Below are 19,283 nucleotides of genomic sequence, written 5' to 3'. Positions count from 1 at the left end.
TGGAAATAACTCAAGCCCTTTTTTATTTTCATTTCTACCCAAAAATTGTTTCGTAAACTAAAAGTAGATAATTTCGATGAATTAATGTTTTGTGTCATATTCATTCTTAATCCGACTAACATTGAATTTTAAATTTGACTAACGTTTCTTATAAGGGAAATACTTATTCAAATGGCTCTATTTATGCCGATATAAAAATATAGAAGTTTATTTCCAGTAGGAATGAGGCAAATCATGTTTTTAGATTTTCTATTTAAAAATAAGAAGAAAAACAGCACAAGTAATGTTGTGGAAGAAGTCCCAGGCACTGTAACAAGGACAAACGATGAGGTAAAAAAAATAAAGAATGAACGGACTGCAATTAGAAAAGGTGAACTGGGAGAATACAAAATCGACATACAGCTATCCCAACTGCCCAAAGAGTATTTGCATTTAAGTGATTTACTAATCAAAAATCCCAAATCATCAACAGGATTCTCCCAAATTGACCACGTTATCATTACTCCGTATGGATTATTTGTAATCGAGACAAAGAATTATCAGGGAACTATTTATGGAGGAAAAGATAGAAAAGCCTGGTTGATTAATGGCAAGTTCAAAATGATGAATCCATTAATGCAAAATTACGGTCACATTCAAGCACTTAAAAATTTTATCGATGGGAAATACCATCAATACTTTGTTTCAATGGTTTCCTTTACAAAGAGATGTACTTTTAAAATTGAAGAAGAATTACGAAAGATACATTCTAATCAATTAGTAATTTATGATGTGGAATTGACTGAATTTATTAATAGAAAAGTCGCTGTCCTTAAATTACAATACAAAAATCCTATTTTAATGGAAGATGATATTGAACTTATATATAACTCTCTCTCTAATTCCAATATTTTAGACGAATCAATTAGAAAACAACATATTGAGAGCATACAATTAAAGAAGAATAATATTGATAAGACAACTGACGAAAACAAGTGTGCAGTATGTCAGAAAGCTGTGTCTGATAAAGTAAAATCATTCTGTTTATCTAATAAGAAATTCCAAGGAAAAGTTTATTGTTATGACCACCAAAAAACTTTATAACTTAGGAAGCTGGATTCCAGCTTCCTAATAAGTTTAAGATTCAATATCTTGCTCAATTGAAAAGTTCTTTATCATTTCATATCTTAATTATTACTGGAATTATGAAGCACTTATCACCATCATTGACACTCCCGTTCGGCTTGAGTATAACAAAAATCTATTTCTGTAATGGTAAACATGTTAGATGATTAGTCTACCATTCACTCAAGTTCATCCAGATTAGTTAAGTAAACAGCATTACTACTATCATTTACATCTACAATAGAATCCCTGGTAATGATATATTTACTACTATCGAGCTTACGTCTTATGTCTAAGAAATATTTTTGAGCCAGGGATTTGGAATAAAAAGTCTCCGTTGTCACTTCAAGAGGCCAATCGCCCCAAACTTCAACTGCCCAATTCTTTTCCATTAATATTCATCCTTTTTCTTAGTTTCTTCTATTATATGTGTTATATATTTTATAAAATTGTGTTAATCTATTCAACATCCAGGTTCTTCAAATTGAACCACATTTTCTAATTAGGTATTCCAGCTCAATATTATAAATGAGAACTATACAAATAACAGGTAAAAAGAAAAGAACCGCATCATTTGATATGAAGTTCTTTCTAAGGATAACCTGTTACTCTAATCCAAGTTTACCTCAATTCTTGTTCCAATTCTTTTGCTTAACCTAAAATTAACAAATAGATAGCCTGTACAAACTGCAAAAATTACTCTCGAAAACAAGTTGAGAAATATACGAATTCTCTTTAGTAAGTATCAATCTATGTAACATCTAAATGCTCCAGCAATTCCCCATTCTCTACTTGATTCTCTTACATTATTTTCAATATATCTCAAGAAGAAATTATATCCTTCCATAAATATCTTTCCTTCAACAAAGAATACGAACATAGCTATTTCAATCTCCAACCAATTCCAAGCTGAAATCTTAATTTCATCGATAATAACATTCGATTGAAAGCAAGGGAAATTCCCCTCTTCTGCCACTTGTACTATTTCTTGAAATGACGATAAACCACCGATTGTTTCCACAGCCGATTTAAAACAATCAATATATTGCTGTTCTTGGGGATACATCGAATACTGAAACTCCATAAACCCCTGCAATTCTAATACTACCGATTCTTTAATCTCAAAAATGACTTCTTCATGAGTTTCATTTATTTCGTACAAGGTAATATCCAAGTGTTTATTTAACTCTTTTATCAATCTTTCTAATGTAACCTCTAACTTGTCCAATCTTTTTTTATCTACTTCCAATCTATAACAAATTCCCATTTGAAGATATTGTCCCATTATTATATCTCTCCTTTTCCTTCACCCTCGCTACTTGCCTTTTCTTGCTCCTCTATATATGCAATCAGCATCTTTTTCATGCCCTTCGCAGTAGCCTATTTTATATTCTTCAGTATCTCGTAACCCCTTTTCCGCTTCATATCTTTCAACACTATCAATTGTCCCTTCTGCTCCATGCCCTATTATTTTGCCTATGTAGGTACTGGATTGAAATAAAATTTCATTGTCAAAATCTACCCCATTTTCCCAAGTGACCGTACCAGAATTTCTATTAATAGTTGCTGTTCGGAACATATCTATATCATCACGAATCTCTGCTAACTTCCCCATATTATCATTTTGTAAGAATTGCTTGATATTTAAGAGTCGATACTCCCCATTATCAAATGCCAAAATTATTTTAAATGTGCCAGTAAATATCGATTTTACTCTCATACCTTTTTCTCTCCTTTCCTTCTAAAAAATCCACACTTCTTTTTATCCATTTCGTCTAATAATGCCAGGGCTTTTTCATTTTCCCTTAGAATGGGATGACCCGTATCAACAACGGACATCTTTTTCCCGAAATTCGGATTACTGCTCTTTTTATTCCTCTCGAATGCCATTAGCTTCTCTCCCTTTTTATTGGTGTACACAATAACTTTGCTTCCCTAACACAAATACATAGCATACAGCACCTTCTTAACGCTGTTCCTTCTTGTTTATAGGCAAAAACAAAAGGCATCTTGTTTATAAAATATTTCTCCCCTTTTTTTAAAAGTGAAAAATATCTATAACAAGATGCCCTTTATAAAATTGCTAATATCAGACCTTTATTTATAAGTTATAGCTGATTTATTAGAATTGCAATAAAAATCATGATTCCCAGTGTATTTAAAATCACTGCAAGTGGTCAGAAGCAAATTTATAAACGGGGGATTTCAGTTACTTTAATTTTCAAGGGATTTATTCCACAGCTAATTTAACCTTATTGGAGTTCTCTAATAGATTCATAACTTCACTTTGTACATTAATTTTTATAAGCTGTTCCAAAGAATACGTAACAAAATGCTCCATTTCACCGCAACACTCACAGATAACAAAAATAGCAAAATCTTTTTTGTTTACATGTTGGCAGACTACAGTATCCAAACCATATTTGTAACATAATAATGCTGAAAGATGATTTATTCTTTCTAACGCTAATTGTTGTCTCATTTGCCCAAGTCCCATGTTGTTTTCCTTCTTATTTACTTTATTCATATCAAAATTCTCCTTTTCAATCTAAATTTAATATTTAAACAATCTTTTTTTCTCTAATTAAAGTTCAATCATTGGAGACCATTAAAGGTCCCCACCTTCTCCAACATTAAAAATTGCACTTAATAGCTTTTCGTTCTGATTTTCCGTATCAATCGCTTCTCTGTATCGTGAATACAAAAATTCAAAGGCCATTCTTATTACCGTAAAAGCCTGGAACTCTGTTAGTTGATTCAATTTCTTCAATAGCTTATCGGCATCAACACCAAATATTTCATCTGCTAAATTAATTTGAATATCGTCTGCTACATTAGCAACTAACACTTTTTTATTGGGCAATTCAGGAGAATATAAGTGTCCATTAAACGCATTGACTATAAGCCCTGCTTCATTTAAATCAAAAACTCCTGTTAGTTCTCTTTTTGTACCTTGATAAACTTCATTCAACATATACACCATCTGTTTAGCTTTGAAAGAATAATCGTCAAGCTCTGTTTCCATAGGGAATTGATTAAATCCCCACCACTCAGGTTCAACATCAAGAAAATCAATTGTAAATTCGTGTTCAATTACTACATTTTGCATAAATTTATTCCTCCTTAAAATTCATTTCGACTTATGACTAAAGTTTCAGTTATAAGTCGGGGATAGTTAATCTCCAACTCTTTGCTCTTGCTATTAATCTTCATCTGTAAAATTTTCTTCAATCAAATACTTGGCTTCTTCCATCACATCTAATTCTATTAATTCATGGATTGAATACGATTCTAAGAAGTGAAGTTCCCCACAATTCTCACAGTCTTCATATAATGTGAATTCCCCTTCATCAAATCTAACAGCAATAACTATACCGAATTTAAGTGCGAATATCGTGCCAATATGATGGAGTTTTTGAAACCCTAATTCCCAACTAAGTTCAAAATTATCCCAACCACAATCGCAACACTCTTCTTCTTCATCAATAATCATTTCCCTATCAGATATCTGGAAGATTCCGTTTAATAGTTCCTCACTATCTTGGTTTAACTTTTCATCCAAATCCGTTTCAAGGAATTCAGAGACCATTTTTAAAGTGGTAAATGCCTGAAATTCCGTTAACTTTTCCAACTTATTTGGTAATAGGCTATGAACAAAATCTAATAAACCTTCGGCAATACCATGTTGGATATAGTCTTCAACAAACTCATTTACAATGAATTTTGCCGACTGTTCAGGAGAATATGGAATTCCATTAAGACTATCTACAATAATCCATAACTCACTCGTAGTAAAAAGACCTTGCAATTCTAACTTGGCCGCTTCGTATTGATTACCGATGAAAAATGACATCTGTTTTTCATCGAATTCTAATCCCCCACCAATTGAATAAGTTTGAAAATCATTTCCTTTTGTGATTACTTGGTTTTGCATAATTATTTCCTCCTCATATTAGTAAAATTCTTTATTATTGAATCCCATAGATTATTTTAAGATTTCTTCATATTCACCCTTTGACAGTTGTATAAAGTGCTCCTTCAAAAAATCTGTAAATCTAACGCCCTTATCCTCCGCCATTTCCCAATAAATCGGATTATCAACAAATACTATATCCACAATATTTCTAATGCCTAATTCTTTTTGTAATCTTTCCTTATCTCTTTGTTGACCTCTATCTCCTCCAACCACCGCTACCAATTCACCTTCATTAAAGGGGAAAACTTGTTTCTTAACCCTATCTACGCATACAATGCGAACAAGGTCGCTATCCTTTTCATATTTCTCATATCTTCTCAATTCTTGTACCAAAGTTTTTTCATCTTTGAATTTAATAAATGATTCTTGATATCCCATTTTTTATTCCTCCAATTTTAAAATTCCCGTAGTTTCCATACGTTGTTATCAAATAAAGACCTGTTCCTTGTTGAATCCTGACCAATAGCGGTCAATACAATAAAAGAGTTTCCATTATCAATTTTTCAAGGAACGACAAAAAGACCGAATCTATTTATTGTAAATAACACATAGGAATAAATAACCTTAAAGGAAAATCCTTTAGGATATATTCAAAACCTATATGAAGTTACAATAGATAGATTCGGCCTCTTACCGAAATCAGATAATAATACATTTTTAAAAATGTATGAATTAGTTTCAAAAAATCTTTTTTAGGCAACAACTCTATTTCCATTGCCTATGGACATACTATACATAGATTATAGTTATTCGTCAATACTTTTTCTAAAAAAATATTAATAATCCAATTTACTATAGATAGTTGCAGTGAATTAGCGATGGCATGGGAAGCATATTTTATAGCACTTAAGCAATCTCCCTTTTCACCTTCTTAATTAAAGAAATAAGCATTTTGATAATCTGGCAAACTTCATTCTCTAACTCCTCATAGGTTTCTAAATTCACATAGCCGACCCGATAAATTAGCTCTATCTGTGCTCTTACCTCGTATGCAGAACCGTTCGCAATTGCGTAGAAGTGGATTTCTTGATTAGGAAAGATACCTGCATATCCTTGTCCTTCCGCCAAATTGCATGAAATCGAACTGGAGCTACGCTCGATTTGCGACCTCAGACCGTACTGTTCATGTTGCGGAAATCCTTTCGCTAATTTATAAACCTTTTCTGTTAATGACACCGCCTTTTTCCAAACCTCTAATTGTTTAAAGTCTCTTGCAAAAAAGTTCTGTCCGTTCATATCTTTTTTCACCTATTTCTGCCTCCTTCTTTTCATTAAGCTGTTCTATATACGTTTTCGAGATTTCTAATATCGTCTACTATGTTCAGATGCAACCGTTCTTTTAAAGTGATAATGATGTTGCAACTAATTTCCGCTAACTTAAATCGCATTTCTTCCAGTTCCTCAACGCTACTACCTATAAAGCAAGTTCCTAAAAAGGCTTCTTTTAACCCCTTTACTTTCTCCTGCATTTGCTCCAACTCTTCTGTCGCCAGTGGTTGAAGCGAATGAATAAAGAACGTTCTTTCCAATTGGTCGATGTCCAATTTAATTTGTTCAGTTGTCAATTCTGTAAGCTCCCTTCATTGAAAATGATAAGTCTCATTTATATATTTTTGCTATTAACCTTTTCCTTGATAAATAAATTATAAGAAATATACAAGGGAAAAACGATAGCATAGCTGTTCTATATAGTCTGAGCTTCCATATAAATATGTTTTAAATACTATTTGGATGGAATTAATTCCGCTATTCGATAATCCGTTTATGCTACATACTGTTCTTTTGTTACCAAAAGAACCTTCCAACAAAAACCATTTAATGCAGTTGTCAAATTCCAAATGAATCAAGGGATATTAACTAAAGTCTGTTACATAAGCAGTAACTTGGTGTTATTCATCAAAACACTGCAAATTATTATTAACGAGATTTAAGGGATTCCTTCAAAATATTTAATAAGAATAATCTTGTTGTCAAAATATGATTTGAGGCAAACCGATTTCAATTTAATGACATAGAGCAGTTTGTTTGTTGGTTTGTCCTTCCAAAACTGTTTTGAATAAAAGTCTTCTTTTGTCTTTTGACTTTTCTAAGTTATCTTAGATTTAGTTGAATAAGACGAATAGTAGCCTTTAAAGGCGAAAAGAAGCCGAATGACATAAATATAAAATCTTGAATGTTTTTTTGGAATTTTTCTATAATAAAATATGATGTTCGTTTAGAGATTCCGAGATTTAGTTTAAAACATAATATAGTAGTTTTATTTATGCAGTCAGCGATATATACATAGTGTTTAATGAATCCCCTATTCTCCAACACAAAAAACCTGCCAATCAATCAGCAGGTTCAATATCATAATACAAATGTTCTTTTAAGGATTCCTCCAATAATTGTTCCCGAATAGACATGGGTTTTACATATACTTTCTCCGCAAATCCTTCACTAAAGCACTGTTCTATTTTCTTTTTTGAAATAAGCCACGTGCTTGTAATACCATGTTCATTTAATCGCTCTACACGTTTTTCTGCTTTCAAAAGAACTTGATGATTAAGGGCAGGAACAGTATAGAAATTAACTAATTTAAACTCATTTCGCCTTCCTTTAATAGCTTGGGCTACACTCATAAGGATACCTGGTGTATCTTCTTCCCGAATCTTCTTAATTAATCCTAATACTGCAAACATATTAACAGCTCGGCTACATATTGTTTGGTCTCTGCCCACAATCTTTTCCATATGCGTAGTAGATTGGAAGAAGACACTTTCTTCCTGAAAACTTTGTTCCTTTTCCAAGATATGCTTGAATCCCCATTCGTTTAAATGTTTCAGTAAGGGCAAATAACTTTGAATAAAGTTAAACAAATTTGGAAAATATCTTTGTATTTCAATATCTGCTCGTTGAATGATATCCATATTTTTTTCATACTTTTTCTCTTGCAAGATTTCCCACTGTCTCTCTGAATAAACGATACCTAAATTGGAAGCCAATCTTCTTCTGGCATTATTCATACTATATACAGAGCCGATTTCAACACCTTCACGTATTTCAATCAAGTCAAAAATATTCAAGCCATGAACCGTATGCTTTTCTGCATCTTTAGAATAGTATCTATATACACCTTTATCATCTTGCTTTATCCATGCCTTATTTCCTTCAAAAAATATACATGCTCTTGTTTCATTTGTATTCCAATTCTGAAAACCGCCAAAGTAAAATCGGAAATCCAAAGTCTGCATGTACTCCATAAATTCTTTATGCTTGGTAATCTTCTCTGGAATTGTTATCTTGTGCTCTGCTATACTGTTTGTAGTGGTTAATATTTCAATATTTCTATTTTGTAAAAGTTCTTGTCGCAAAAGGACTTTTACCTTTTTTGATGATGACTTTACGTATTTCGTTTGTGCTCCATTTTCTATCTTTTTATCTTCGTTTTGTTTTAACTTGAAAACAGCATTTCTAATTTCCTTCCCAGTTGCACCCTTGGCCTTCATTCCGTTTTTTAGCCTATCGATTCTAAGTTGTTTACGGTACTGCCTTTCTTTTATATTTCTTGAATTCCCTTGGTTCATTACTTGTCTTCACCATTTTTAGAGGCTTTCAATCTTGCAAACATAGCATCAAACTGTGCAACCGTTTTATTAACATGTTCAACTCTTTCCTGATGATTGTAGTCAAAAGCCATTTGCTCTATTCTCTCTCGATTTATCTTATCGTTTTTATTGCTCTCCATATTGCTCATATTCTTTTCAGTTTCAGTAAATGGTTTCATATCAAAAACCCTCCTTCTTAGATGTTATTATTTTTATAATATAATTTTACCTCTGTGGTTCATCATTGCCTATAGTAGAACTGTTCTATGGCGGTTGACTATTTTGTCACCCAAACGATATGAAATAGATTATTTCCATGTATCCACCTAAATTTTTGCCAAAATAAAAAGAGCCTTAAAGGCTCGTTTATTGCATACAACTTTATAAATTTCAGCTTTACCAAAAATCTCAAATTAGTTCATCTCTTTTTGTTGAATGCTGATATGATAGAATCTACATTTGAATAAGCACGTTCAGGCATTTCATCCCAAAATGTTTCTGTTGCTTCTACGTAGCTTCTAAAATCTTGTTCCGCCACCATAAGGGAATATGAATCTAACAATACTGCTCCTGCAAGTTCCAATGTATCTGTTCCTTTTATAATATCGAGTTCAAAATAATCTGGTCTAATCTTCCTAAGTTTTCTGGCTGATTCCCCATCACCATGTTTGGTTGTATTGACCAGTAACCTCATTTCCCTTATTTTATTCCAGGATAATAACTCTTTAAATATAACCCCATGTAATTCAAAAATCTTTTTGGCATCACCGAAAGATAAAGCATTATTATCAAATGATAAAAAGTGACGCATCTCTGTTACAGTAAACTTGATTAATTGCTGTTCCCAAATCTGACACATCATTGAAATTGTCATCAACAGATGATTCTTTTTCATTGTGTTCAAAAGTTCGTAAAGTTGTATCCCTTCATCATTAGCAAAATCTGCAACTGTGGCGGGGTCATTATTTTCGTCTGCTGGAAAGTTATTATAGATAGAATCAGCGTAATCAGTAGCCTCTTTCTCAATGTCTCCAAATGATGGTATCGTTCGATTGTAATATTCCGCAACCATAGATAACTCTTTTTTATACCTCTCCATTAATGGCTTCCAAAAGTAGAGTTGTGTATCCTCCATATTTACCACTCCTCCCGATTTGCAATCCTTTCATAAATCCAATAATACAATCTTGAATGAATGTAATCTATTTCCTTCTGCATATGATTGAAGTCAATCCCAAAACTTTCTTTCCCATCCCCCTGCTGATACTCTTCTAAATTTTTATCAAAGGGATATCTGAAAGTCATGGAGCTGTCATCAGTATTATGTAGTTCCATTATTAACTTACCAATTTTCTTAAGTTCGTTCTTAGCTTGTTGATTATCTAAAAAGCCATATTTATTCCTTACCTCATTATTTACCTTCGACCATAAGCTATCTAAGCTATGTCCTTCAAGTTTTTCCTTGAGTTTTTCGTAATCGACACCATTATCAAGATAAACTTTATAGAGAATTGCTTTTAAACATAACTCAATTGAATGTCGGTAAAGAAATAAAGCTGGATTGATAATACTATCAGCAATATGCCCTCGGTTCTCACCAACATCATTTATTAACTTATCCGCAGAATCTTTAAATTGAACGGAGTACAAAGCAAATTGTTCATCAAACTTTCTCATTGATTTTTGCCAATTTGGATAAGCATTCTTATAGATATCTGGATTCGATTTAAAAATCATTTTTCCCTCACCTTATTCCTCATATTCTTCCTCACGAAACATATCCGTATGGTCTATATTTTCACATTCGATTATTTCAATACTAAGATAGTCTGGTTCATTCCCTTCAATATACTTTCTTAAAGAGAAGTTATCGACATCCAATTCCTTTTCTATATCTACTGGAAGCAAAAAGACTATATTTTCCGTAACCTTTACCATATCAGTAGCATAACTTTCAAATTTTTCATCTAAATCATCATGAACAGGGTTATATATATAGATATCTACTTCCATTTCCACGTCAACATCTACTGAAACGGAAATGGAGTCACCAAATACATCTACTTCACTTAAGCGAATATCACTAATATTTCCGTATAATAAGGGGTCAACGTAACCTGGCATAAAATAATCCTCATGTATCCCATTCGGTTGCATATTGGAAAGAAAACTATAAGTTTCGGATGAAATTTCTTCTGCAAAATATTGATTAATCAACTCTTCTCCGATGCCATCTTCTAATTCTTCTACCAACTTATCAAATAACTCACTCGATAAAACTTTTGTATGTAAATCTTTAAACAATCTCTTTATCTGTTCGTCATTATGGGCGAGAAAATCATGTATATTTTTATATGCAGTTATCTTGCTATTCTTACTAATTTCAGGATGGAGGGGATATGGCATTTCCTTTGGACTGCTTTTAGAGCCAATATCGCCAAATTCTTTTGTATTATTAGAAATAAAATAGCAGTCTTCTAACTTATTTTTCTCTGCAAATCGTTGATACGAATACCAAATAATCGCATCCCTTATCGCCTTATTTACGGTTTTTACGTTTTGACCTTTATTATTAGTAATGTTCCCTTGCTTTATAAATGGACTTTTCTCATACATGTCAGCTTCAATAATATCTTCTAATACATCCCCATCGTACTCAATAATTTCGATTTGGCTTTCGTCTTGGAAATAATTAAACTGCTTATGGAAATCATCCAAAATGTCATCAAGTTTTATATCAATAATAAAATTTTGGGCTGTCTTATCTAAAAAAGGGCTTAATTTAACCATTGATTCATTGGCCGCTTTCAGTTGTTGCTCAATAAAAACCTTATGTGCTCTAAAAAGTTCGATATATACAGTTTTACATATGTTGATTTTTACGTCTTCATGTTTTGCAAAGTTTAATAGAATTCTATTTTTCCCCTTTTTAAAGAAGGGGTCATAATATATGGCATTCGTATCTAAAAAGATATTCATGTTCCCTCTCCCAACTTCCCATCGTTTCCTTAAAAAATATGCTGGAGAAGTTAATCCCCAGCAGTTCATATAATTCAATATTAACTTACTCCTAATGCTTTAAATACCGAACTTACTTGCTATCAAAGCCTTTCATATCCAAAATTCTATCTACAATCTCAAGTCGCCTTTTTCCGCATTGTTGCTTAAGAATAGTTGTAAAGTCACCGTTCTTTAGTACCTTGTTCGGATTATTTTTGTAAATATCCTCTACTTCTTTTATAAGAATCTTTTCATCTATTTAATTTTCCCAATATGCATCTATTATGGAGTTCAATGCCGAAGCCAGTTCCCTCTGTGTTTTATAAAAAAGTTTAAGCTCCAATTGTGCCACCTCAAACTAATACTTTATTTTTACCATACCATTATTTTATTCTTACTTTTTGGAATAAGCAATCATTCGTATTGAACGATTGCATGGAAAAACCGATAGAATATTCTATCGGTCATGTTTTTGCAAAACGTATCAGATTCTTGTATAAATAGTGATTGTTTTCAAAACCTATTTCAATAAGTGACGGATTGGGAAGAATGAATATTCCTACTGTTCCGTTTCCCCTTTTATTTTATCTCCGTGATAATCTATGCCAATTTCCCTACGGAAATCTTCCATATGCTTTGTTTCTTCCTCGTCTGAAGGTGGAAAAGGAATGTCGTTCCATTTACTATACCTTAAATCAGCATAAAGGGTAGTTCCAATTACAATATAATTATCCGCATTCAGAAGGTTTCCGTATTTATTTAGAATATATAGAACTCCATCCATTTCATTACAGGGAATAGCAATGTATTCACTAACAAATATATTTTTAATATCCTCAGTGGAAAACGGTAAAGGAGGATTTGATAGGCTAATTCCGCCAACCGAATTTAGCTTGGCTTCTGGACTAATCCAGATTACTTCAAATTTATCTTTATTTAAAAACGCAGTAACACTGTCATCATTATCTTTGTTAAATTCCGAATCAATGACAGCTTTGATAAAAGAAACCCCCTTCTTATATCTATCATGACATTTTCTGAAAGCAATTAGCTTTTGAAAAAAGAGATTATTTGTTTCTTCAAATAACTCCTCCAAGATTTTATTGGATATCGTTTTTCCCTGAATACCTTCTCTTCTCAATAACTTGTTATTAATAAATCCTATAACATCACGATTGCTTGTAAAATCAATTTCCGCATATTTTAAAAGGTCCACCCTTATATTTTCCTTTTCCGTTACCGAATGCTTTAACATTTCCTGGACATAGAATGGATTGATTCTATAGCCTGTATCGTTAATTCTATTTAAAATAGTTTCTACTGTGTACAACTTCGCTCTACTCCTTCCTTAAAATTTCTAATATAGCAATGTCATGTTGCTTGTTTATCGCAAATAAATTCTATTTGATTATATCTTTTGCTTTAATCAAGAAATAGCTTAGAGTGGTTCTACAACGTCTTAGAATGGTTCTATAGGTAATCAGGGGACTTATAGGTAAAGGATGATATTTGCTTTTTAAACGTATGTATTACCTTTAAAAACTGCTTTTTTAAAGGGAGTCACCGAAAAATATCCATTATACCGCCTGTAGAGGCTCCTATTTATTATTGTGTTGAAATAACTTAGATTATTTACAATAGAAGCAACCCCAAGAGATATAATCAATTCATGGAAAGGGAACTACGACAATTTTCATGTATGTGTTTTGCCCTCTAACAGATTTTAGTTAAAAGTTACTCTTGATTTTTTTAAAATACCATCGACCTTTCAAATAAAAACTGTTGAATTCCAATAGAAGGCTGTAAAGCCGAAAAAATGAATAAAACAGTAAAGCCCTAAAAAACTTTATTCCTACTTTAGATAAAGGTATGCGACATTTCAAATCAGTTTTTTCATTTTTTTCTTTGCTATATATAGGTTTATGTTTTCCGAAAGTTGTAAGATGCTGTGAAGCCTTATGTATCAAAGTTTAACTACCCTTTTCGCCTTAAAAATCCACTTTCTATTTTCATCTCAATTCATCTAATATTCAACCAAAAAACACAAAAGAACCTGTATCATTGCTACAAGTTCTTTTTAATATGCTGAAATCGTTTTGTATAATCAACCGCTCTTCGATTAACCTTAGACAGAGTCACTTCCAGTTCCTTTTCTTTCTTTTCTTCCTGCATTTTCTCCTGCTCTTTTTCCCTTGCTTTCATCCTTTTCTCAATATCTGCACCCCGTTTACCAAGACTTTTTCGATTAAATTCAGCCATCTTTCCATATTTCTTTGACTCAGAAAACTCCTTAACCGCTAATGCCTGTTCTGTTGTAAACAATCGTTGACCATTAACCACAAGGGGCTTCGGAATCAATCGTTCATTTCCACTGTCAGACAGTCTATCGCTGTACTTACACCATTTTACGATTGTAGCTGGACTACGGTTTACATATGCCCCTAAATCACCTGTGGTAAGGTATTTTTGCCCTTCAATGATTCTCACCTTTTCTCTCTCCCTTCTAATTGAGCCAGTTTTTTCTTTAGGCTCTCGTTTTCCTGCTTTAACTTTTGATAAGTGGTTTCTTTTCGATATTGCTTCAAGTCTCCCTTTTTTAGATTAGCAATACCATCTCGAATCTCTTTTACTTGCGATTTCTTAAAATGCTGGATATTGTTTATCTTTGTTACATTTGGTAAGAAGCCTTCCTTCCCTTCCTGCTTCATTTGGCGGTCATTCCTGATAAGGTTGAACAAGGTGGCAGGGGAAAGGTTTAATAGATAAGCAACTTCTTGAACCTTGTAGTAAAGCCCCCCATCTTTACGTTTCAAAGTTCTCTCCTCCTTCCTGTTTTTAGATATGATAGGGTTTTGATATAAAATTTGATATAGAAACTATTAGGTTTTCCTTAATCGGACAAATTTAGGAAAGGTGATTGCAGTGCAGTTTTATAGATTGATTGGGTTCTTGGCTTTGAATTCAGCAATGATTTCATTGAGTAGTTGGTTTTTCTTTTTGTTGTGATAAACACCGTATAGCTTCAAGTACATATCCAGACCAGGTTCGAGAAAAATAGTTTGCTGAATCCCTCCTGCCTTCTCGCTCCAGGGAAGATACTGTTCTTCTTCCACTGACTTAGTAACCTTTTCTTTACTTACTTCAACTGCTTTCGCCCCTGCATCTTTCACTACTGTACTTGTATCACCTTTAATATGACGATTAGAATAGCAATGGCTACAGTAGGTATCAAAGTAAGCTCGTTCTTTCCCTGCGTTGCACAACTTGTACGTTAGGTTTATATCAATCCATGACCCATCCACTAATCTGTAAACAGGATGCCAACGATTACAGGAAGAACAGTATATCTGAAGCTCCTTGGTATCCTCTACATATCTATGATTTACAACCGTCTTTCCCCTTTTCTCCAAGCTAATTTGCAAAGGAATTGGAAGACCAACACTTTCAATTAGAGTGTCTTTGTCTTTTAATTTTAAGTCCATGCTACGATTCCCTCTCTTTCAATTATTAGTCTTATATTATAGATGGATGTAACGTAATTAATTCTAAATCCTTGGTTTAATAACACCCGACATTGTTGTATCCCTGTATTGTGGAACGGATAACACCTCAAATTACTAAAAAGATAATTTCAGGAAAATAAAAGCCCCCTCCCTATAAAGGAAGGTATGAACATTTTCATAACTATTGTGCAAATTATTCGGAACTGTTGCCGAAAAGGTATGATGAATTTAAGCACTATTATGAAATTGGTAGGTACTTCTTTGGCAAATCTTCAGATATATTTATGTAACAAACGCTATTTGAACCTACATAATTAAAGAAAAGTTTAGAAAATACATGATATAATATGGATACAAATGGAATTCGTTCGGAGGCTATTGCATGAATAAATTGCTGGAAGTAATTGAGGTAAAATCTATTAATGGAATTTATCAGATTTTTCAATATGATGATGGCAACGCCCTACCTAAACTTGTCATTTATCAGGTAGCCGATGGAAATGAAATACTTGTGAAAAACATGTACAGGGAGCTTAAAAGATTAAATGAAGAGTTTTCTTTTGGGGTTGAATATGAACCCAATGACCGCATTAAGTTAAATACGAGAGAATTTGGTAGGGAATTTATCAAAAGATTTAAGGGTATATAAAAAAGCACTGGATTACCCAATGCCTTAACAATTTTTTATATCCCTTGCTCGTGATATTGCCACATCTCCTTTTTGTCCTGATAGAAATAATAAGTATAGTTCGAGAAAGCGATAATCATTTTCTCAAAAATATCCACCAATTTTTCAACTGTCTTCTCAATACTTTCTGAAGGCTTAATCGTCACTGATATACAGTTATCCTTAAATCGAACTGCTCCATCAAATCTCTCTTGAATAACATTTTCTTTTTCCTTGATAGAATCGTATATTTTTCTATTGTTATCACTAAATCTTAACTCTACAAAAGCGATATTTCTTCTATCACTCAACGATACATAATAATTACAATCACTACGACCAGCTCCAAAACTGATAATACGTAATTTTTGTAAGTGTGCCTTCTCTCGATGAAAAGGCAAGAAGTATTTGATACGACTTCTCAGTGAATTTAACAGAAATTCATTTTCCTTTTTTCTCATTGCTTCAAGGTCACTAAGGGTTTCCTGTTGCTGTTGTTCCAATCTTTTAGCAACAAACGGTTGTACAATACTTTCCTTTCTTAAAAGCCGAATAGGATTCTCTATATTTAACAAGTTTAGATTTTCGTAAACTTTTAGCTTGTGCATATGGTTCAATCTTTGTAGGGGTGCAAATATATCGGGATTTAGTTCTGCAAAGTATAGAGTAATCGGTTTACCAGACTTCTTGACTACATCTTGTAATTCTTTTAGGTGTTTACTATGAAATGCTGAAGCAATGTAAACGATAATGCCACTTTCAATCATCTCAATAATTTTTAATATCTTGTTTTGATGTGTCTTATTACTCTTAAGCAATAGGTTTTCCACAAATACTTCTACCCCTAAACTGCTTATAGCATACATATCAATTTTAAGACCTTCATAATGTTTTTCAAACTGGACACTTTCTAATTCCAAACCAAGTTCCTTTTCGATTATTCTCTTCCGACCTAAAAACAACGTCATTAAGAACTCTTTCTCTGACCCATTAAAACTCATATTTTTCTTCCTCCTGTTAAAAATAGGAGACCCTAAAAGAGTCCCCTAATTTCCAAATTTATTTACTTACCTCTTTAAAATCATCAATCAGTTCTGAGAGGTCGAATAACTGTTTAATTCGGTTATCTTCATCCCAGCTCATTTCGAGAATAAATTCAATGATTTGAATAAAAGATTCCTTCTCGTCTTTACTAAAAAGATTATCAGCATCCCGTTTACAATCATTATACAAAATCAACTCCGCTACTAAGGGAGCTTCATCAATCGGAGTGTCAGACGTTGAAATGTCTAATAACAACGAAAGTGGAATTCCAAGAGCATCTGCGAGTTTAGCAGAAATAGGAACACTTGGAGCTTTACGTTCTCCTCTTTCCAAACGAGAAATGTAGCCATTTGATACACCTGTTCTTTCAAATAGTTCTTGGAGACTTAATCCTTTTTTTTCTCTCCAGAACTTAAGGGTAGCCCCAAAATTATTACTTACTGTACGGTCATCTCCATTTTTACTCATATGATATGTGCCTCCTGTTTAATCTGCCTAATCCGTTTAATAGATTAGAACATCCTGTTTTAACTCTTCTTAATAGAATTCCTTGTTTTTATTAAGAATGATATATTATAGATTTCTCTTGAAAGAATATTCGATGATAGAACAGGGTTAAACAAGTAAGTAAAGATGACAAATACAAAAAATGAATGATTAAGGAGATGTTCAAAAATATAGAGCTATGCTGAAATGATTGGAACATCTATGGCAAATGAGGAAATTGAGTAGAAATTATTGAAACTCTATCATCTCCTTCCTTATTCTTGAGCATTCTTAAATATTCTAATATTTTCATGTTTAATAAATTATAATAATACCCAACAAAACACAACATATAGTATTAACTAAACCTACAAATAACTATATATTGTTAACAAAGGGATAAGGTGCTATAATTCTATATTGTGGGGGAACAAACGAAAAAGGATTACATAAGAGGAGGTGAACCATATGGTAAGGGTGAAAATCAATACTTCACAAGTTAATAGAACAATTAGAGAGCTAAATAGAGAAGTAGATAAACAAGTAAAAAGAGAAATGCAGAAGCTCGAACGAGAGTTAAAGAGAAAGCTAAAATAGAAAAGCCCTTATTTGTTTTGCAGAACAAATAAGAGCCATAGTGTTATATATCCAAGTTTATATTACAACAAATTTTATTTTCATAAAAGAGGACCTTACGTTCGCCTCCCACACCATATCAACTTATGAGGTGATGTAAAAATGAGGAAGAATCAGCATGTTACACCGCATTCTGGTGGTGGATTTCAAGTAAAGGGTGCAGGAAATTCAAGAGCTACAAAAATTTTCGATACCCAGCGTGAAGCTATCGCATATGGTAGGGGTATTGCAAAAAATCAGCAATCAGAACTTGTTATTCATAATCTAAAAGGAAGAATCCGAGAAAAAAACAGCTACGGAAATGACCCTTACCCACCAAGAGGTTAATTGAATGAATCCATAAGGATATTCATTAACTGACTTACTACTACAACAGGGAGGAATGTTATCCCCCTGTTTCTTTAAGTATATTATAGGCATTTAACTTAGTAAGCAAGAAATCGTTTCACTTTTTCTACACTGATGCTTATTAGACACAACTTTGTTCAGATTGAATTTTAGTTCAAATTTTCTTTTAAAATATCTTTCAAAAAAATATTATAGTCCTTCAAGATAAATCGCATCCTACATAATGTAAAGGAGTCGTTCATTTTTGACCGCTTTTTCAGAGACTAAATCCACTTCTTTTTCAAGTAAACTTTCAAGGTACAGTTTTAATCCCATGAAGTTGCGGAATGTTGTATGTCCTTCTTTAAAGGCTACTAAAATGTCAATATCACTATCTTCACTTTCTTCATTACGAGCGTATGAGCCGAAAATTGCTAACTTTTGAACGTTATAGTCTCGAATGGAATCTAAATTGCGATGCAATGCCTCAATTACTTGATTCATCCCACATTCCCCCTCTTCAAAAGAAAATCCGATAAAAGACTTATCAAACTCTCTGTTTAGTATTGAAGGAATTGTTTCATTTCTTCTTCATTTAAATCCTCTGGGTCAACACTATTTTCTTTACAGTAATCCCATAACGCTCTAACTTTTACTCTTGGGTCATTATGATTTCTTGGGATTGCAAATACTCCATCAGGAAATGCATCATCGAACTCTTCAATTTCCCTAATCAATTTTTCATCGGCTTTCATTTCCTCACCCACCTTTTTACATTGTATCAATTTTCCATTTAGATTTTCCACTATCCCTTAACCCTTTCCCCTACAAAGTTCCAAATCACCTTAGATTCTTATTTCAAAAAACCCTGCCCTTCTATGTAGTCGCAAAATTAAAGTGTATTCTCCCCCTTCTCTCAAACCCTTGTCATTACTGCCTTTCTCCCATTTTCC

At 32.8% G+C, this 19,283-nt stretch carries 28 protein-coding genes; 4 read left to right on the top strand and 24 right to left on the bottom strand.

Going from position 1 to position 19,283, the window contains the following annotated elements:
- The first annotated feature begins 234 nt into the window (after positions 1-234).
- Positions 235-1,083 (top strand): nuclease-related domain-containing protein, encoded by an 849-nt coding sequence (locus CYJ37_RS24120; RefSeq protein WP_101552510.1) that lies wholly within the window; start codon positions 235-237, stop codon positions 1,081-1,083.
- Between the two features lie 200 nt (positions 1,084-1,283).
- Here the strand turns inward: CYJ37_RS24120 and CYJ37_RS24115 are convergent, their stop codons facing one another.
- The 20 genes from CYJ37_RS24115 to CYJ37_RS24025 all read right to left on the bottom strand — a co-directional run bounded on the left by CYJ37_RS24115 (position 1,284) and on the right by CYJ37_RS24025 (position 15,149).
- The gene (locus CYJ37_RS24115) at positions 1,284-1,496 is read right to left on the bottom strand and encodes a hypothetical protein (RefSeq protein WP_101552508.1); all 213 of its coding nucleotides are present in this window, start codon (positions 1,494-1,496) and stop codon (positions 1,284-1,286) included.
- A 353-nt stretch (positions 1,497-1,849) separates the two neighbouring features.
- On the bottom strand, positions 1,850-2,389 hold the full coding sequence (locus CYJ37_RS24110; RefSeq protein WP_101552506.1) for a hypothetical protein: 540 nt from the start codon (positions 2,387-2,389) through the stop codon (positions 1,850-1,852).
- Positions 2,390-2,419: 30 nt separating this feature from the next.
- Positions 2,420-2,824, bottom strand: a complete 405-nt coding sequence (locus tag CYJ37_RS24105) for a DUF2442 domain-containing protein (RefSeq protein ID WP_101552504.1) — start codon at positions 2,822-2,824, stop codon at positions 2,420-2,422.
- On the bottom strand, positions 2,821-2,994 hold the full coding sequence (locus CYJ37_RS27485; protein ID WP_180827440.1) for a hypothetical protein: 174 nt from the start codon (positions 2,992-2,994) through the stop codon (positions 2,821-2,823). The genes CYJ37_RS24105 and CYJ37_RS27485 overlap by 4 nt, the downstream gene beginning before the upstream one ends.
- A gap of 340 nt (positions 2,995-3,334) precedes the next feature.
- Positions 3,335-3,631 (bottom strand): hypothetical protein, encoded by a 297-nt coding sequence (locus tag CYJ37_RS24100; RefSeq protein WP_101552502.1) that lies wholly within the window; start codon positions 3,629-3,631, stop codon positions 3,335-3,337.
- Positions 3,632-3,712: 81 nt separating this feature from the next.
- Complete coding sequence (locus CYJ37_RS24095; RefSeq protein WP_101552499.1) at positions 3,713-4,213, bottom strand: hypothetical protein; 501 nt, start codon at positions 4,211-4,213, stop codon at positions 3,713-3,715.
- Between the two features lie 93 nt (positions 4,214-4,306).
- Positions 4,307-5,038, bottom strand: a complete 732-nt coding sequence (locus CYJ37_RS24090; protein WP_101552497.1) for a hypothetical protein — start codon at positions 5,036-5,038, stop codon at positions 4,307-4,309.
- A 51-nt stretch (positions 5,039-5,089) separates the two neighbouring features.
- Entirely contained in the window at positions 5,090-5,458 is a 369-nt protein-coding gene (locus tag CYJ37_RS24085; protein ID WP_101552495.1) for a hypothetical protein, read from the bottom strand.
- 468 nt (positions 5,459-5,926) lie between these two features.
- Entirely contained in the window at positions 5,927-6,328 is a 402-nt protein-coding gene (locus CYJ37_RS24080; RefSeq protein ID WP_101552493.1) for a four helix bundle protein, read from the bottom strand.
- A gap of 23 nt (positions 6,329-6,351) precedes the next feature.
- Positions 6,352-6,645, bottom strand: coding sequence for a hypothetical protein (locus tag CYJ37_RS24075; RefSeq protein WP_101552491.1), 294 nt, complete (start codon positions 6,643-6,645; stop codon positions 6,352-6,354).
- A 765-nt stretch (positions 6,646-7,410) separates the two neighbouring features.
- Entirely contained in the window at positions 7,411-8,646 is a 1,236-nt protein-coding gene (locus CYJ37_RS24070; protein ID WP_101552489.1) for a hypothetical protein, read from the bottom strand.
- Complete coding sequence (locus CYJ37_RS24065) at positions 8,646-8,846, bottom strand: hypothetical protein (RefSeq protein WP_101552487.1); 201 nt, start codon at positions 8,844-8,846, stop codon at positions 8,646-8,648. The genes CYJ37_RS24070 and CYJ37_RS24065 overlap by 1 nt, the downstream gene beginning before the upstream one ends.
- A gap of 239 nt (positions 8,847-9,085) precedes the next feature.
- Entirely contained in the window at positions 9,086-9,802 is a 717-nt protein-coding gene (locus tag CYJ37_RS24060; RefSeq protein WP_101552485.1) for a hypothetical protein, read from the bottom strand.
- Between the two features lie 2 nt (positions 9,803-9,804).
- Positions 9,805-10,404 carry a hypothetical protein gene (locus CYJ37_RS24055; protein ID WP_101552483.1) on the bottom strand — a complete coding sequence of 200 codons (600 nt, stop codon included), beginning with the start codon at positions 10,402-10,404 and terminating at the stop codon, positions 9,805-9,807.
- 12 nt (positions 10,405-10,416) lie between these two features.
- Positions 10,417-11,646, bottom strand: coding sequence for a PIN domain-containing protein (locus CYJ37_RS24050; RefSeq protein ID WP_101552481.1), 1,230 nt, complete (start codon positions 11,644-11,646; stop codon positions 10,417-10,419).
- A gap of 112 nt (positions 11,647-11,758) precedes the next feature.
- A complete protein-coding gene (locus CYJ37_RS27865) occupies positions 11,759-11,914 on the bottom strand; it encodes a TIGR04540 family protein (protein ID WP_257964305.1) in 156 nt (51 codons plus the stop codon).
- Positions 11,915-12,226: 312 nt separating this feature from the next.
- Positions 12,227-12,997 carry a hypothetical protein gene (locus CYJ37_RS24040; protein ID WP_101552479.1) on the bottom strand — a complete coding sequence of 257 codons (771 nt, stop codon included), beginning with the start codon at positions 12,995-12,997 and terminating at the stop codon, positions 12,227-12,229.
- Positions 12,998-13,731: 734 nt separating this feature from the next.
- Positions 13,732-14,154, bottom strand: coding sequence for a hypothetical protein (locus tag CYJ37_RS24035; RefSeq protein WP_101552477.1), 423 nt, complete (start codon positions 14,152-14,154; stop codon positions 13,732-13,734).
- The gene (locus CYJ37_RS24030) at positions 14,151-14,480 is read right to left on the bottom strand and encodes a hypothetical protein (RefSeq protein WP_101552475.1); all 330 of its coding nucleotides are present in this window, start codon (positions 14,478-14,480) and stop codon (positions 14,151-14,153) included. Before CYJ37_RS24030 ends, CYJ37_RS24035 begins: the two co-directional genes overlap by 4 nt.
- 117 nt (positions 14,481-14,597) lie before the next feature.
- Positions 14,598-15,149 (bottom strand): hypothetical protein, encoded by a 552-nt coding sequence (locus CYJ37_RS24025; protein ID WP_101552473.1) that lies wholly within the window; start codon positions 15,147-15,149, stop codon positions 14,598-14,600.
- 403 nt (positions 15,150-15,552) lie between these two features.
- On the opposite strand from CYJ37_RS24025, the gene CYJ37_RS24020 reads away from it, so the two are divergent.
- Positions 15,553-15,819, top strand: coding sequence for a hypothetical protein (locus CYJ37_RS24020; protein ID WP_101552471.1), 267 nt, complete (start codon positions 15,553-15,555; stop codon positions 15,817-15,819).
- Between the two features lie 35 nt (positions 15,820-15,854).
- Here the strand turns inward: CYJ37_RS24020 and CYJ37_RS24015 are convergent, their stop codons facing one another.
- Both CYJ37_RS24015 and CYJ37_RS24010 read right to left on the bottom strand, forming a co-directional pair.
- Positions 15,855-16,838, bottom strand: coding sequence for a hypothetical protein (locus CYJ37_RS24015; protein ID WP_101552470.1), 984 nt, complete (start codon positions 16,836-16,838; stop codon positions 15,855-15,857).
- Between the two features lie 58 nt (positions 16,839-16,896).
- On the bottom strand, positions 16,897-17,349 hold the full coding sequence (locus CYJ37_RS24010) for a helix-turn-helix domain-containing protein (protein ID WP_101552468.1): 453 nt from the start codon (positions 17,347-17,349) through the stop codon (positions 16,897-16,899).
- A gap of 486 nt (positions 17,350-17,835) precedes the next feature.
- Between CYJ37_RS24010 and CYJ37_RS27860 the strand changes: the two genes are divergently transcribed.
- Together CYJ37_RS27860 and CYJ37_RS24005 are read left to right on the top strand one after the other, a co-directional pair.
- Complete coding sequence (locus CYJ37_RS27860) at positions 17,836-17,964, top strand: hypothetical protein (protein ID WP_257964302.1); 129 nt, start codon at positions 17,836-17,838, stop codon at positions 17,962-17,964.
- Positions 17,965-18,105: 141 nt separating this feature from the next.
- Positions 18,106-18,330 (top strand): DUF2188 domain-containing protein, encoded by a 225-nt coding sequence (locus tag CYJ37_RS24005; RefSeq protein ID WP_101552466.1) that lies wholly within the window; start codon positions 18,106-18,108, stop codon positions 18,328-18,330.
- A 237-nt stretch (positions 18,331-18,567) separates the two neighbouring features.
- On the opposite strand, the gene CYJ37_RS24000 is transcribed toward CYJ37_RS24005, so the two are convergent.
- Positions 18,568-18,834 carry a nucleotidyltransferase family protein gene (locus CYJ37_RS24000; RefSeq protein ID WP_101552464.1) on the bottom strand — a complete coding sequence of 89 codons (267 nt, stop codon included), beginning with the start codon at positions 18,832-18,834 and terminating at the stop codon, positions 18,568-18,570.
- Positions 18,835-18,890: 56 nt separating this feature from the next.
- Positions 18,891-19,085, bottom strand: a complete 195-nt coding sequence (locus tag CYJ37_RS23995; protein ID WP_101552463.1) for a hypothetical protein — start codon at positions 19,083-19,085, stop codon at positions 18,891-18,893.
- Positions 19,086-19,283: the final 198 nt, after the last annotated feature.

It is taken from the genome of Bacillus sp. UMB0728 (genome assembly GCF_002858875.1).
Taxonomy (GTDB): domain Bacteria; phylum Bacillota; class Bacilli; order Bacillales; family Cytobacillaceae; genus Bacillus_AB; species Bacillus_AB infantis.
Note: the sequence above shows the minus strand (reverse complement) of the source record. Positions and strands in the feature narration are given on the sequence as shown.

Coding starts and splice junctions, on each gene's coding strand:
- CYJ37_RS24120 (WP_101552510.1), top strand. CDS start 235: ATGTTTTTAGATTTTCTATTTAAAAATAAGAAGAAAAACAGCACAAGT.
- CYJ37_RS24115 (WP_101552508.1), bottom strand. CDS start 1,496: ATGGAAAAGAATTGGGCAGTTGAAGTTTGGGGCGATTGGCCTCTTGAA.
- CYJ37_RS24110 (WP_101552506.1), bottom strand. CDS start 2,389: ATGGGACAATATCTTCAAATGGGAATTTGTTATAGATTGGAAGTAGAT.
- CYJ37_RS24105 (WP_101552504.1), bottom strand. CDS start 2,824: ATGAGAGTAAAATCGATATTTACTGGCACATTTAAAATAATTTTGGCA.
- CYJ37_RS27485 (WP_180827440.1), bottom strand. CDS start 2,994: ATGGCATTCGAGAGGAATAAAAAGAGCAGTAATCCGAATTTCGGGAAA.
- CYJ37_RS24100 (WP_101552502.1), bottom strand. CDS start 3,631: ATGAATAAAGTAAATAAGAAGGAAAACAACATGGGACTTGGGCAAATG.
- CYJ37_RS24095 (WP_101552499.1), bottom strand. CDS start 4,213: ATGCAAAATGTAGTAATTGAACACGAATTTACAATTGATTTTCTTGAT.
- CYJ37_RS24090 (WP_101552497.1), bottom strand. CDS start 5,038: ATGCAAAACCAAGTAATCACAAAAGGAAATGATTTTCAAACTTATTCA.
- CYJ37_RS24085 (WP_101552495.1), bottom strand. CDS start 5,458: ATGGGATATCAAGAATCATTTATTAAATTCAAAGATGAAAAAACTTTG.
- CYJ37_RS24070 (WP_101552489.1), bottom strand. CDS start 8,646: ATGAACCAAGGGAATTCAAGAAATATAAAAGAAAGGCAGTACCGTAAA.
- CYJ37_RS24065 (WP_101552487.1), bottom strand. CDS start 8,846: ATGAAACCATTTACTGAAACTGAAAAGAATATGAGCAATATGGAGAGC.
- CYJ37_RS24060 (WP_101552485.1), bottom strand. CDS start 9,802: ATGGAGGATACACAACTCTACTTTTGGAAGCCATTAATGGAGAGGTAT.
- CYJ37_RS24055 (WP_101552483.1), bottom strand. CDS start 10,404: ATGATTTTTAAATCGAATCCAGATATCTATAAGAATGCTTATCCAAAT.
- CYJ37_RS24050 (WP_101552481.1), bottom strand. CDS start 11,646: ATGAATATCTTTTTAGATACGAATGCCATATATTATGACCCCTTCTTT.
- CYJ37_RS24025 (WP_101552473.1), bottom strand. CDS start 15,149: ATGGACTTAAAATTAAAAGACAAAGACACTCTAATTGAAAGTGTTGGT.
- CYJ37_RS24020 (WP_101552471.1), top strand. CDS start 15,553: ATGAATAAATTGCTGGAAGTAATTGAGGTAAAATCTATTAATGGAATT.
- CYJ37_RS24015 (WP_101552470.1), bottom strand. CDS start 16,838: ATGAGTTTTAATGGGTCAGAGAAAGAGTTCTTAATGACGTTGTTTTTA.
- CYJ37_RS24010 (WP_101552468.1), bottom strand. CDS start 17,349: ATGAGTAAAAATGGAGATGACCGTACAGTAAGTAATAATTTTGGGGCT.
- CYJ37_RS27860 (WP_257964302.1), top strand. CDS start 17,836: ATGGTAAGGGTGAAAATCAATACTTCACAAGTTAATAGAACAATTAGA.
- CYJ37_RS24005 (WP_101552466.1), top strand. CDS start 18,106: ATGAGGAAGAATCAGCATGTTACACCGCATTCTGGTGGTGGATTTCAA.
- CYJ37_RS24000 (WP_101552464.1), bottom strand. CDS start 18,834: ATGAATCAAGTAATTGAGGCATTGCATCGCAATTTAGATTCCATTCGA.
- CYJ37_RS23995 (WP_101552463.1), bottom strand. CDS start 19,085: ATGAAAGCCGATGAAAAATTGATTAGGGAAATTGAAGAGTTCGATGAT.